Raw genomic sequence first — 12927 nt, 5'->3', positions numbered from 1 at the left:
GTTTACCGATTGCCCAGTAATTTCACCGGCAATCTGCAAAGCTCTCGCCTTTCATCTTACCATTATTCAAAGGAAAAGAAAAAGAAATCTCTTTCGTCGCAGCAAGATTTTTCAGGAAACATTTTTTAAAGGTATAATAAAGAAAAACAAATTTTAAAAGGAGTCTTTATGCAAATTCAATCTGAAATTTTAGCAGAAGTCATCAAAAAAAGACCCACTGATTCCCATAAAGGAACCTTTGGCCGCAGTGTCTTGATTGGCGGCAGCCATCATTACGGCGGCGCCATTATCATGGCTGCCGCAGCCTGTATCAATAGCGGTAGCGGTCTGACTACCGTGATGACGGATGAGAAAAACCACGCTCCTCTGCATGCCCGCTTGCCAGAAGCAATGGTGGTGAGTTTTACTGAAGAAGAGTTACTTAAAGAAACTTTGCAGACAGCCGACGTGATTTTAATTGGTCCGGGGCTAGGCTTATCCGCCAAGAGTTTATCCTTGTTGACCTTAGTTTTAACGCAACAGCAGGAAAATCAATGGCTGATTATTGACGGATCCGCCATCACTTTATTTGCTGAAGAACACTTAACCTTGCCTTATCCAGAGAAAACCGTATTTACTCCCCACCAAATGGAGTGGCAACGGTTGAGTGGTCTTACTATCAACCAACAAAATTTAGAAAGTAGCCAGCAAGCTCGTGACCATTTAGGAGCTATCATTGTGGCTAAAAGTCACCGGACAACCGTTTTTTCTGATAACCCGCCGCTGGAAAATCCGCTGGGTACTCCCGCCATGGCTACCGGTGGTACTGGCGATACCCTGGCCGGCATCATCGCTGGCTTTTTAGCCCAATTTCCGAGAAACCCGCGGACAATTGCTGCTGCAGTTTATCTCCATAGCATGATTGCTGATGATTTGGCCGCAGATGCCTACGTCGTACTGCCGACACGCATCAGCGAGGAATTGCCAAAATATCTCAAGCGCTTTGAAAATTAACCGCAAAAAAGCCTTCACGAAAATCGTGAAGGCTTTAAAATTCATTTTAAATTATAATACACGAACTGCAAAGCTTGGTGCGTAATAAGCAGTGCTAGTAATTTTCACAACATCACCAGTTGATGGTGCATGGATAAATTGGCCACCGCCAAGGTAAATCCCAACGTGATGAGTGCTACCACGAGAACCGAAGAAAACTAAATCTCCTGGTTGTGCTTCTGAGACAGAAATCACTGTTCCAGCATATTCTTGAGAGGTTGTTACCCGACCGATACTGATACCAGCTGCATTAGAGTACACATAAGAAGTTAGACCTGAACAGTCAAAACCACTTGGAGTTGTGCCACCCCAGACATATGGTGTACCTAAGAATTGTTGTGCATAGCTGACAATCGCACTTCTAACTGAAGAAGTATCGCCAGTTGATGGAGCAGGAGTTGGAACTGGTGTCGGTGTCGGCGTTACTGTACCGCCAGAGTTTCCACCACCATTATTATTAGGTGTGCTTCCGTTACCATTGCTGCCGCCGTTAGTGTTACCAGCAGGAGTATCATTTTGAGTTTCTTCTTGTTGTTGCGCTTCTAATGCTGCCGCTGCAACACGTTCTTGTTCAGCAATCAAAGCCGCTGCTTCCGCTTCAGCTTGCGCTTTTTGTTCTTCCAAGGCTGCTTTATCACTTTCAGCAGTTGCTTGTTGTGCTGCTAAAGTTGTTGTTAATACATTTAATTCAGCTTGTTTGTTGATTAAGTCGCCTTTTTGCGCTTCTAATTCAACTTGAGTAGCGTTAACTTCTTCTTGCTTTTCAGCAACTTCAGTTTGCTTTTGCTCAACCGCTGCTTTATCTTCTTTTTGTTGGTTGACTAACTCGTTGTTCGCATTGACGATTGTCGTCATCGCTGTCACGCGAGAAATCGCATCTGTTAATGATTCAGAGTTGATCACAGCATCGATGAAGTTTGTGCTGCTGCCGTTAACTTGTACGTCACGGGCTTGATCTTGAATCGTAGCTTCACGTTTTTCAATTCTTTCTTGTAAAGAAACAATTTCGTTTTGTAATTGTTCAGCTTCTTCAGCTAAAGTTTTTTGTTGAGCCAATAACTCTTCAGCTTGACTGTTAATACTGTCAACATCCGCTTGTACGCTGCTGATTTGTGTTTGCAAATCTGATTGTTGGCTTTGTAATGAGTTGATTAAATCTTGCTGACTTTGGATTTGAGCATCGTAATCATCTGCTGATGCTGCGATTGGTGCAACAACTGATAATGCAATAGCACTTATTAATAGCCCTGATAAAACTTTCTTTTTCAAGTTGGTTCCCCCCGAGATGCTTTGTTCTGATTTTTTAATATAGTTAAAATTCTTTTAAATTATTTGCTAAATTTAAGCACAAGGGCATTGTATCATAGCTATATGTCAGCGATATAAATATTATATTACAAAAATGTTTCATTAAAACAAAAAAGAAATTGCTTAACGACTAAGCAATTTCTTAAACGGCCAATTAAATAGAATGAAAATCAAGATGTTTAATAATAACGTTGGACCCAAATATCTAGTGATAAAAAAGAGACTACCGACAGTGGAAAATTGGAAAATCCACTGCACTAAAATTGAATATACTTCAAAAATTGTAATCAGTATTACCCAACCGAAAAATAACGTAAATATATTCGTATGGATAATATCTCCCAACGAATACATCAGGTATACCACTAGTGGAAAAGCGACTGCGTAAACACCAATCACTCCTATATAATAACTGTCATAAACTAGCCCTAAAACCGTCATCGTAATCAACATATACCGCTTGGGAAAATAGTTACTGGCAATCAACGCTGCCAAGAAAATAAAATGACTGTTAGCTAAGTAAATCCCCTGACTAAGGGCAGTAATAAAAGTGGTAATATGACTGTCAAGCAGCATCAAAATAAAGAGTAGAATGGGTAAGTAATACACCGCATATTTTTTCACTGGCTACTCCCCTCCAACCGCCCGTTCGACAACTGTCACAACGGAAATATTGTAGAGGTCAGCACTCGGTGTAACATAAATCTGACTCGTTAAACCATCACTGTCCGCCACAATTTCAGCGACAGTTCCGATGACTAAATTAGCCGGCGAGTTGCCGCCAAGCCCTGAGGTTTGGACTAAATCACCAACAGCAATATCCGCCGTACCGGTTACTTGAGAAATTACCAGCTGGTTTTTTTCATTGTCATATGAACCTAAGACACCATAAGAAATTCCGGCAGTTTCACCAGTTGCTGTAATTTTAACAGGATAGTGGTTTGTCGTTTCATTATCAGTGGTCAACAATTCAACTTTTGATGTGTTGTCACTAACCTCAACGACGCGACCGACGATGCCGTGTTGTGACATCACGGCCATATTTTTGGCAATGCCGTCGTTGGAACCAACATCAATCACCAGATTGTCCTGCCACGCGTCAGGCGAGCGGGAAATCACATTGGCGTTGACCGTATCATAATCAGATAAAGTATTCGTCAACTCTAGCTGCTGCTGCAAATCAGTAATTTGCTGCTCATAGTCAGAATTTTGCTGGACGACAGATTCATAGCTATCTAATGTAGATTTTAAATTTTGATTTTCTTCATAGGTATTAAATAAGTCCTGTAATGAAGCCACCCCATCTGTAATCCAGTTGACAGGTGCTGTTACAATACTATCAGCAAAGCCGACTACATCATTCACCACAGATTGTGGGAAACTTGCTTCACTGTCTTCATCACGACTGGCAGCAGTCACACTAATCACCACGACCACCACAATCACAATAATTAAAATGATGATAATATTTTTATTGGGATTAAACTTCTTCACAAGGACACCTCGTACTTTTTTAAACTCGTAAGCCCAATTCTACCACTCTTTTTAGCCAAAAAAAAGCCGGACTAGCGGTCTTAAGTTAATTTTTATTTTTACTTGGGCTTTACTATTGCCTTTAGAAAAGCTATGCTGAGCTTAGTTCCAAAAAGGAGGCGCTTACTGGAAATGACTGCTTTGAACGAGCAGCTAATGTCTCAGCTGCAAACAGTTTATCTCTCTGATTATGCAAACGGTCCAGCTACTTTATACTTTGATCAACAACCTGCCTATCATTTTCGGATGAATCTTTCCTATTATTTTCCCGGCGAAATCACAACAACTATTTTAAATAGAAGTACACTGATAGCACAAGAATTAATCAGCGAAATTTTTGGTGCTTCGACAGAAATTTTTACCTTTGAATATCTCTATCAGAAAAAGTCGCTGCGTAAATGGCTGCCCAAAACAAAATTAAGTACTGAAATCTTTCGGCCGTTACAATTTGAGCCTGGAACATTGCGAGCTACTAGCTTTTTCCTAACGACTCCACCAGCGCTACTTTTCAAACTAGCCAGAGCTTTAATCTATCAAGATTTTAAGGCTTTTGATGCAACCATTTTACATTTAGAGCAGCCGCTAATCTTTTTTGAACCTAAGAGAAAAATCCTTCTGCACATTTATGATGACCGTGGCTGTGATGTCTTTTGCCAAAATCAAAAAGATTATCAAACGCTACTTTCTAAATTCGGCAAGTATGTGGACAGCTATACTAGCACAATGCGAACTGGTGGTTTTATGGTTGAGGAAACAAAGTTTGGCTTGCGGTTTAAAAAATAAATGAAGGCTCTGAAGATTAAACAATTAAATCTGAAGATCAAACTATTAAGCAGAGATTTTTCTCTTGGCAAGTCATAGTCTAGAAGTCTAGAGATGTGGCAACATTTCTAGTAATCAAATAAAAACCAAGGGACAATCGGCAGTCGCTGATTGTCCCTTGCTGGTTAACTCAATTTTTTAATCCCGACTTTGAATCACTGCAATCAAGCCGAAATCAAATTCGCATTCGGCCGTGTCGCTGATAAATTCATTGCTGGCATAAGAGGTCGGCACGGAAACCTCGACATGATCTAAGAGATATTTACTATTTCTCAGAGTTAAATTGCTGACTGGCGTCAGACAACAATAAGCTAGATAGTCAAAGCCGTCCTGCCGATGAATCTCATGTCTTCCCGGCAGCAAATAGCTGAGGGAATTCTGCTGATTTTTTAAGCAAATCTGCTGAGCATATTGTTGAAAGCGGGGCTCTGCTGCTAGCCAGAGATTCGCTAAAAAATGGTCTAGTCGCCCACCGATGGCTCCTAAAATTGTCACTTGGGCAGTCGGCCAGCGGTTAAAAGTTTCTACTAGAGCCAGTTGGGTATCTGTATCATCTTTTTCGGCTTTGGCGGTCACCACTTCACCAGCTTCAGCAAAAATCCGCTGACGCTCCGCTTCCGTTGAAGAATCAAAATCCCCCACGGCTAAGCTGAGGGGCCAGCCTAGCTCTAGAATCGTTAAGGCCCCGTGATCGACCCCCACATAAATATCTGCTTGCGGCAAATTTTCCGGCCAGTCCGTCAAGTCGCCACCGGCAATCATCAAAACCTCCATTTAGGCTAACGCTTCCTGTAAAGCTTTTAAGCGATCTGTCGGCACTTCGGCATCATAGATAAATGAGCCCGCCACGAAAACATTCGCCCCAGCTTCTTTACAGCGCTGAGCCGTTTCGGTATTGATGCCGCCATCCACTTCAATATCAAAATGCCAGTTGAAATTTTCACGAATTTCGACTAGTGCAGCAATTTTATTCAAGCTATCCTCAATAAAACTCTGTCCACCGAAGCCAGGATTTACAGTCATAATCAAGACTTGATCCACCATATCTAGCACATGTTGGATAGCAGAAATCGGCGTGCCAGGGTTTATGACCACACCAGCCTTCACACCAAAACTTTTAATCATCTGAACTGCTCGATGGATGTGGGGCGTAGATTCAGCGTGCACGGTAATAATATCGGAGCCGGCTTTTGCAAAAGCCTCAATGAAATTTTCCGGTTGCACAATCATCAAATGAACATCTAAAGGCAGCTTGGTCACCGGGCGAATGGCAGAAACAATATTTGGCCCTAAAGTTATATTGGGCACAAATTGGCCATCCATCACATCGACATGAATGTAATCAGCGCCGGCCCGTTCCACTAATTCAATATCCCGCTGCAAATTGGCAAAATCAGCACTTAAAATTGAAGGAGCAATTTTCATCATCATTAATAAATCCTCATTTCTTCTTTTTATAAACTGGGCGGCGGTTTTCAATCTCCGCCATAAACTGCAGATAATTCTGGTAGCGGCTCTCAGCAATTTCCCCGCTTTCGACTTCTCGTTTGACTTCACAGCCAGGCTCTTGGCTGTGGCGGCACTCGCGAAAACGACAATGGGGCGCAGCCTTCACGAATTCAGGAAAATAGCGGGGCAGCTCTTGCACGGTCATTTCCAAAAAATCAATCGAGCTAAAGCCCGGCGTGTCTGCAACAAGACCATCATACAAGGGCAACAATTCCACATGACGGGTCGTGTGCTTTCCACGACCTAAGCTTTCCGAAATCTCAGCCGTCGCCAGTTGTAAATCTGGCGAAATCCGATTAAGCAATGTCGATTTCCCAGCACCAGATTGCCCCATGAAAACAGTCAGCATTTCCGGAAAAAGCCGCTCTAGCTCATTTAAATTATCCGGTTGGGCAGCGATAACTGTATAACCGATACTTTCATACAAAGCTTGCACCGTTTTAACTAAAGTTAGGTCCGTTAATAAATCGGTCTTCGTCAAATAAATAATCGGTTCAATATCTTTATTTTCCAGTGTGACTAAAAAGCGATCGACAAGATTATAAGAAAAATCCGGCTCCACCATGCTGGTGACAATCACGCCTTGGTCGACATTGGCCACCGGCGGCCGCACAAGCTCATTGTGTCGCGGCAAAATTTCCAAGAGATAGCCGTCTGTCAGATTTTCACTCTCAAAGACCACTTGATCACCCACCAGCGGCGTAATTTTGCGATTGCGAAAATTTCCCCGGCCCCGTGTTTGATAAGTTTGTCCATCGGCATAAACATAATAAAAACCACTTAACGCTTTTCTGATTTGTCCTTTAATTCTTTTCCCCTCCTTCAATTTAATTAACTTTGCTGTTCAGGCGTCTATTCCGTTTTATTTTAGCATACTTCAAAAGGCTTGGGCAGTGAAAGAGCACTCGTCGCATTGCACAAAAAATCGGCTAGTCCAAAAACTAACCGATTAGTTAGAGAGCTTAAAAATCGACTCCCTAAAATATTTTACTAATTATTATCAGAAGAACTCGTGGTTGAACCGGTTGAGACCACTATCTGAACGGTTGAACCGACTTCAACGGCTGTTCTAGCGCTTGGACTCATGCTAATCACTAAGCCGGCCTCAACGGTTGTCGAGCTGGCAGTGGTTGTTGAGACAGTTAAACCGGCCCCCCGTAGATAGCCTTCTGCATAGCTTTGAGTTTGCCCCACTAAGTCTTGCAGAGTAACCGTTTCAGCGGGTTCAGGTCCTTGACTGACCGTTAGTGTAACAGACGAACCACTGCGAACAGTGCTGCCAGAGTTTGGATTTTGACTGATTACATTGCCGGAAGCAACAGTATCGCTGTAGGTTAGTTCTTCATTGACAGTTAAGCCTAACGCCTCTAATTCGCTTCGCGCCCTAGTTGCTGTCATCCCAGAATAATCTTCTAAAGTAATTTCTTCTGGTCCTGAGCTAACGTTTAGCGTAATCGTGTCAGCAGTTCCAATGTTTACTTCCGTTCCGCTAGTTGGTGTTTGACTGATAACTGTGCCTTCTGCTACCGTGCTGCTTGGCATATTGTTGCGGCTAATTTGCGATGAAGAAAAGCCTAATTCCTCCAAGGCTGCGACGGCATCGTCATAGGTCATCCCTGCATAATTGCCAACCCTTGCCGTTTCAGGACCAGTGCTGACTGTCAGTGTAACCGTTACGGATTCATCAGACGGATCAACTTCAGTTCCAGCATCCGGGGTTTGGGAAATCACATCCCCTTCCTCCACAGTGGCACTAGTGTCCTCTTCCCGCTCAATTTGAGCAGATGTGAAGCCTAATTCTTCTAATGCGGCGACGGCTTCTTCGTAAGTCATGCCGGAATAATCGGCTAAGGTTTTCGTTGCACCCGTGCTCACATAGAGGGTGACCTCTCGACCCGTTCGCACTTGGGCATCGGCTTCAGGGTCTGTTCGCACCACTGAGCCAGCTTCGACTTCATCACTGGTGACTTCTTTGGTTTCTGAAGCGACTTCCAAGCCTAAATCTTCTAAAGTTGTGGTGGCTTCTGCGACCGTCTGTCCACTTACATCTGGTATAGTTACCGTTTCACCGCCAGAACCTAAGAAGAATAAAACCGCGCCAATCACAACTGCTAAAGCTAAAATTGAACCAATGATCATCGCTTTGCGTTTATTTTTTTTAGGTGGCGGCGTTGGTTCTTTTTTACTCGGCTGATCGGTATCCTCTGGGAAAGTCGGCATCGGCTGTGTAGCTGTCTGACCAATTGGTGTGTCTGATGCTATAGGCACCGCCATTGCAATCGTTGCTTGGTCGTGAACTGCTGGCACCCAGCGAGGCTCGTTTAAGCGTTCTGGATTTAAGGCCGTCCGTAAATCATCTTGCATTTCTTCTGCCGTTTGGTAACGATTCAACGGATCTTTAGCGGTCGCATGGAGCACGACATTCTCTAAAGACTGCGGCGTGTTGGAATTAAAATCACGAATTTCCGGCAGCTCTTCTTGAAAATGTTTTAAGGCAATCGTGACTGCTGATTCGCCGTCAAAAGGTACTTGTCCTGTCAGCATTTCATATAAAATAATACCCATTGCATAGATATCTGACTGTTTGGTGGCCATGCTGCCTCGGGCTTGTTCTGGTGACAGATAATGGACTGAGCCTAGCATGGTATTTGTCTGGGTAATAGACGTTTCAGATAAGGCTATCGCAATCCCGAAGTCGGTGATTTTGACAACCCCGTCTTCATCAATCAAAACATTTTGCGGTTTTAAATCCCGGTGAATAATGCGGTGCTCATGGGCCAAAGCCACCGCCGATAAAATTTGGTCCATAATATCGACGACTTTGCCGAAGGGAATTGGGAAATGGGTTTGAATATAACGTTTCAAATCCATCCCCCGCACAAATTCCATGACCAAATATTGCAGGCCGTTATCCTCACCAACATCATAGACGCTGACAATATTCGGATGCACCAGCTCAGTTGCAGCTAAGGCCTCCCGCTGAAAGCGACGAATCGCCGTTTGATCATTTTGAAAATCAAAACGCAAAACTTTGACAGCAACTTCACGATCTAAAATTAAATCTCTGGCTAAAAAAACATGCGCCATGCCACCACTACCAATGTTACCAATTATTTCATAGCGGCCGTTTAATTTACTGCCAATCTCAATCATTGGTTATCCTCCTTTAACTGAATAATCAATACCGTAATATTGTCCGCTCCGCCGGCTTCATTTGCCGCGGCGACTAGTTGTTCTACTTTATCTGCTAAACTTTTTTCTTGAAAGACAATTGCGGCAATCTCAGCTTCTGAAACCATATTGGTCAAGCCATCTGAACAGAGCAGTAGATAATCGTCTGTCCGCCATTGATCAACAAAAATATCCACAGCAATCTGATTGGGCATGCCCACAGTGCGGGTCAAAATATTTTTATTAGGATGCTTTTCCGCCATCTCAGGTGTAATTTCACCTGATTTGACCAGCTCGTTGACCAGAGAATGGTCATCAGAAATTTGCGAAATCTCTTGATTCCGCAATAAATAAGCGCGGGAATCCCCGACGTTGGCGATGATGTATTGTTCCTCTAAAATGACCGCCATCACAGCTGTGCTGCCCATGCCATCATATTCAGGCTGCAATTCGCCGATGTCATAAATTTTGTGATTGACCGCCTGAATGTTTTCTGTCAGCCATTCAGTAATCTCTTTGACCGTCAGGCTGGCATTTTCCTGCCAGGCGCTGCCGACTTCAGTCACAATCATTTGGCTGGCAACATCACCGGCTAAATGACCGCCCATCCCGTCCGCTAAAATTGCTAACGGCAGGCCGACTTGATTTTCAAAGACATTTGCGGCATCTTGATTCATCTTTCTGCGCTTACCTACATCAGATTGAAAACGAATTTCCATCAAACTTTCCTCCATTGTCATTTCCCGCTAAAACACTTACCCCTTTTGCATGACGCAGATGAAAAAGCCATCTGTCATGGCATCCTGCGGATAAAGCTGGATACACTGGTTGACGATAAATTGTTGCATAAAGGGATTGGCGACTGGTTCAATTATTTTAAAATCCGGATGGTCCTCTAAAAACTTGGCAATTACCTGCTGATTTTCCTCTTGGGTAATCGTGCAAGTGCTATAAGTTAGTATACCTGATTTCTTTAATGTTGGGGCAACACTGGCTAATATTTCTTGCTGAATGGCCGCCAATTTAAGAAAATCTTCCGGTTTTTTAGTGTATTTGATATCTGGTTTCCGGCGCATCAAACCTAAGCCGGAACAAGGGGCATCAACTAAAATCCGGTCGAAGCTTTCTGCCGGAAAAGCTTCCTGCACTTTTCGGGCATCCAACTCTTTTGTAGTGATAACATCCTCCACCCGCAAACGGCGAGCATTATCTTCTACTAATTTTAATTTATGCTGGTGAATGTCTAGGGCGATAATTTCGCCGCCAGCCTTCGCCTCTAAATAGGTTGCCATATGCGTAGTCTTGCCGCCAGGCGCGGCGCAGGCATCCAAAATTTTATGCTGCGGGGCAATTTTTAAAGTCGGCGCTACTAGCATCGAACTTTCATCTTGAATCGCCAATAAGCCATCATTAAATAATCCGCTAGCTGCTAAGCGTCCTTTTTGGCCAACTACACCAAAGGGCGAAACTTGGCTGGCGCTCACCTCTAGGCCATCTTCTTCAAGGGATTGAATCGCTTCTTCTCTACTCAACACCCGCAAATCAACCCGTCCGCTGGCTTTACTTGGAACTAAAAGGGATTCCCCAAGTTCCCGCGTTTTTGCTTCCCCTAGTTGCTCTGTCAATTTTTCCACGAGCCAAAGAGGCATACTGATTTCAATTGATAAGCGGTCAAGGGGATTTTGAATCGTTTGAGTGTCCCGCAAGTCTTTGCGCAGATAATTACGCAAAACACCATTAACAAACTTCGCAATGCCGTCATTGCCACGGGCCTTTGCGATTTCCACCGCTTCATTTAAGACAGCATGGTCTGGCACTTTATCTAAAAAGGTCAGCTGATACGCCGATAACAATAATAAATTTTGGACCCATGGATCGATTTTTTTGGCCTTTTTAGTAAAAGGCTCAAGGTAAAATTCCAGTAAAAGTTTGCGGCTAATCGTGCCGTAAACAATTTCTGTTAAAAGACCGCTGTCTTTGGGACCTAAATTCGCCTGCTTCATCACATCAGCTAAAAGCAGGTTTGAATAAGCCCCGCCGGCAAATACTTTTTCTAAAGCTGTCAATGCTAGATAACGAACCGAATATTTTATTTTATTGGGAATTTTTTTTGCCATTAGCCTAATAAATCTCCCTCTTGAACTTTTTGGCCACTGCCGTTGAGAAATTCTTGGATTTTCTGCTTGCCTTTACCAGCTGGCTGCAGCTCATCTAAAGCTAAAACGGTGCCGTCACCACAGGCCACCCAAAGATTTTTTTTATCTTTTTTGATGATGGTGCCAGGCGTCGCATCCGTGGCTTCCGCTGTTAAAACAGTCGTCTGCCACAATTTCCAGCGGCTAGCGCCATCCATCGTAAAGGCGATGGGCCACGGCCGTAGTCCCCGCACTTTTTGGTCAACAGCTGTTGCGCTTAACTGCCAGTCAATCGCTTCTTGCTCTCGCGTGATGTTTGGTGAGAAGGTTACTTCGGCTTCCTTCTGTGGTGTTGGCGTAATATTTCCCGCCAAAATCTCAGGTAACGTTGTCAACAGCAGCTCTTTACCTAATAGGCTCAGCTTATCAAACATCGTGCCGACATCATCTTGCTGAGTAATAGGGATTTTTCCTTGGGCAAAAATTCCGCCGGCATCCATTTTTTTAATCATTTCCATAATGGTCACACCAGTTTCTGAGTCGCCATTCATCACAGCGTAATGAACCGGCGCCCCACCACGATATTTCGGCAGTAAAGAAGCGTGGACATTAATTGCTCCGTGAAGAGGCGCTTGTAAAATCGCCTCTGGTAAAAATTGACCGAAAGCAGCCGTCACAATCACATCTGGTTTTAAGGCAATAATTTCTGCCATCTCCGGTGAGCCGGAAATTTTTTCCGGTTGCAAAATCTTCAAGTCATGGACTAAAGCCGCCGCTTTAATCGGTGGCGGTGTGATAGTTTTTTTACGGCCAACAGGACGGTCCGGTTGGGTCACCACCGCTTTAATCTCATAGCCAGCCTCAAGCAAGCCCTCTAAAATCGGCACCGAAAATGCCGGTGTCCCCATAAATACCACTTTAGTCATGCTGGTGTTCCTCCATATACTTTTCTAATTCAGCTTCGGGAATCGCTTCAATCTGCTTATCGATAAAAACTTTCCCCTGTAGATGGTCAACTTCATGCAGAATGATGCGGGCCAGGTAATCAAAGGCCTCCATCTCCAACTCATCGCCTTCTCTGTCAAAATAAATCACAGTAATCTCTGTACTGCGTTTAACGGTGCCGTATTTTCCCGGCAAACTAAGACAGCCTTCAACATCAATATCTTCACCGCTACGCTTGACAATTTTCGGGTTAATCAATTCAATGACTTCCCCTTCGTCTGCCTCAACGATGGCTATCTGCAGGTTCACCCCGATTTGCGGTGCTGAAAGACCGACGCCATCGTGGGCCACCATTGTTTCCTGCATATTATCTAATAATTCCACCAGCTCATCTGTGATGACTTTGACTGGCTCGGCCATTCTTTTCAAACGATAATCCGGATATAAAATAATCGGTAACCGCATGTCTCAC

At 43.8% G+C, this 12927-nt stretch carries 13 protein-coding genes; 2 read left to right on the top strand and 11 right to left on the bottom strand.

Annotated elements, in window-relative coordinates; all coding sequences use genetic code 11:
- The first annotated feature begins 168 nt into the window (after positions 1-168).
- Complete coding sequence (locus tag AC1Z3S_RS00930; protein WP_461738772.1) at positions 169-993, top strand: NAD(P)H-hydrate dehydratase; 825 nt, start codon at positions 169-171, stop codon at positions 991-993.
- A gap of 51 nt (positions 994-1044) precedes the next feature.
- On the opposite strand, the gene AC1Z3S_RS00925 is transcribed toward AC1Z3S_RS00930, so the two are convergent.
- The 3 genes from AC1Z3S_RS00925 to mreC all read right to left on the bottom strand — a co-directional run bounded on the left by AC1Z3S_RS00925 (position 1045) and on the right by mreC (position 3834).
- Positions 1045-2301, bottom strand: a complete 1257-nt coding sequence (locus AC1Z3S_RS00925) for a C40 family peptidase (protein WP_461738771.1) — start codon at positions 2299-2301, stop codon at positions 1045-1047.
- A 162-nt stretch (positions 2302-2463) separates the two neighbouring features.
- A complete protein-coding gene (gene mreD, locus AC1Z3S_RS00920; RefSeq protein WP_461735869.1) occupies positions 2464-2964 on the bottom strand; it encodes a rod shape-determining protein MreD in 501 nt (166 codons plus the stop codon).
- A 3-nt stretch (positions 2965-2967) separates the two neighbouring features.
- Positions 2968-3834, bottom strand: coding sequence for a rod shape-determining protein MreC (mreC, locus tag AC1Z3S_RS00915; protein ID WP_461735870.1), 867 nt, complete (start codon positions 3832-3834; stop codon positions 2968-2970).
- A 171-nt stretch (positions 3835-4005) separates the two neighbouring features.
- On the opposite strand from mreC, the gene AC1Z3S_RS00910 reads away from it, so the two are divergent.
- Positions 4006-4656, top strand: coding sequence for a DUF3885 domain-containing protein (locus AC1Z3S_RS00910; protein WP_461738770.1), 651 nt, complete (start codon positions 4006-4008; stop codon positions 4654-4656).
- Positions 4657-4833: 177 nt separating this feature from the next.
- Here the strand turns inward: AC1Z3S_RS00910 and AC1Z3S_RS00905 are convergent, their stop codons facing one another.
- The 8 genes from AC1Z3S_RS00905 to def all read right to left on the bottom strand — a co-directional run bounded on the left by AC1Z3S_RS00905 (position 4834) and on the right by def (position 12920).
- Entirely contained in the window at positions 4834-5469 is a 636-nt protein-coding gene (locus tag AC1Z3S_RS00905) for a thiamine diphosphokinase (RefSeq protein WP_461738769.1), read from the bottom strand.
- On the bottom strand, positions 5470-6120 hold the full coding sequence (gene rpe, locus AC1Z3S_RS00900) for a ribulose-phosphate 3-epimerase (protein WP_461739409.1): 651 nt from the start codon (positions 6118-6120) through the stop codon (positions 5470-5472).
- 16 nt (positions 6121-6136) lie between these two features.
- Complete coding sequence (gene rsgA / locus AC1Z3S_RS00895; protein ID WP_461738768.1) at positions 6137-7030, bottom strand: ribosome small subunit-dependent GTPase A; 894 nt, start codon at positions 7028-7030, stop codon at positions 6137-6139.
- A gap of 164 nt (positions 7031-7194) precedes the next feature.
- Complete coding sequence (gene pknB, locus AC1Z3S_RS00890; RefSeq protein WP_461738767.1) at positions 7195-9357, bottom strand: Stk1 family PASTA domain-containing Ser/Thr kinase; 2163 nt, start codon at positions 9355-9357, stop codon at positions 7195-7197.
- On the bottom strand, positions 9354-10094 hold the full coding sequence (locus AC1Z3S_RS00885; RefSeq protein WP_461738766.1) for a Stp1/IreP family PP2C-type Ser/Thr phosphatase: 741 nt from the start codon (positions 10092-10094) through the stop codon (positions 9354-9356). Before AC1Z3S_RS00885 ends, pknB begins: the two co-directional genes overlap by 4 nt.
- 36 nt (positions 10095-10130) lie before the next feature.
- Complete coding sequence (rsmB, locus tag AC1Z3S_RS00880) at positions 10131-11492, bottom strand: 16S rRNA (cytosine(967)-C(5))-methyltransferase RsmB (protein WP_461738765.1); 1362 nt, start codon at positions 11490-11492, stop codon at positions 10131-10133.
- Positions 11492-12436, bottom strand: a complete 945-nt coding sequence (fmt, locus tag AC1Z3S_RS00875; RefSeq protein ID WP_461738764.1) for a methionyl-tRNA formyltransferase — start codon at positions 12434-12436, stop codon at positions 11492-11494. Before fmt ends, rsmB begins: the two co-directional genes overlap by 1 nt.
- Positions 12429-12920 (bottom strand): peptide deformylase, encoded by a 492-nt coding sequence (gene def / locus AC1Z3S_RS00870; RefSeq protein ID WP_461738763.1) that lies wholly within the window; start codon positions 12918-12920, stop codon positions 12429-12431. The genes fmt and def overlap by 8 nt, the downstream gene beginning before the upstream one ends.
- Positions 12921-12927 lie beyond the last annotated feature (7 nt).

The sequence above is a fragment of the Enterococcus sp. LJL90 genome (assembly GCF_056924355.1).
This window is presented reverse-complemented; position numbering and strand designations above follow the sequence as displayed.

Coding starts and splice junctions, on each gene's coding strand:
- AC1Z3S_RS00930 (WP_461738772.1), top strand. CDS start 169: ATGCAAATTCAATCTGAAATTTTAGCAGAAGTCATCAAAAAAAGACCC.
- AC1Z3S_RS00910 (WP_461738770.1), top strand. CDS start 4,006: ATGACTGCTTTGAACGAGCAGCTAATGTCTCAGCTGCAAACAGTTTAT.
- AC1Z3S_RS00905 (WP_461738769.1), bottom strand. CDS start 5,469: ATGGAGGTTTTGATGATTGCCGGTGGCGACTTGACGGACTGGCCGGAA.
- rpe (WP_461739409.1), bottom strand. CDS start 6,120: ATGAAAATTGCTCCTTCAATTTTAAGTGCTGATTTTGCCAATTTGCAG.
- pknB (WP_461738767.1), bottom strand. CDS start 9,357: ATGATTGAGATTGGCAGTAAATTAAACGGCCGCTATGAAATAATTGGT.
- AC1Z3S_RS00885 (WP_461738766.1), bottom strand. CDS start 10,094: ATGGAAATTCGTTTTCAATCTGATGTAGGTAAGCGCAGAAAGATGAAT.
- rsmB (WP_461738765.1), bottom strand. CDS start 11,492: ATGGCAAAAAAAATTCCCAATAAAATAAAATATTCGGTTCGTTATCTA.
- fmt (WP_461738764.1), bottom strand. CDS start 12,436: ATGACTAAAGTGGTATTTATGGGGACACCGGCATTTTCGGTGCCGATT.
- def (WP_461738763.1), bottom strand. CDS start 12,920: ATGCGGTTACCGATTATTTTATATCCGGATTATCGTTTGAAAAGAATG.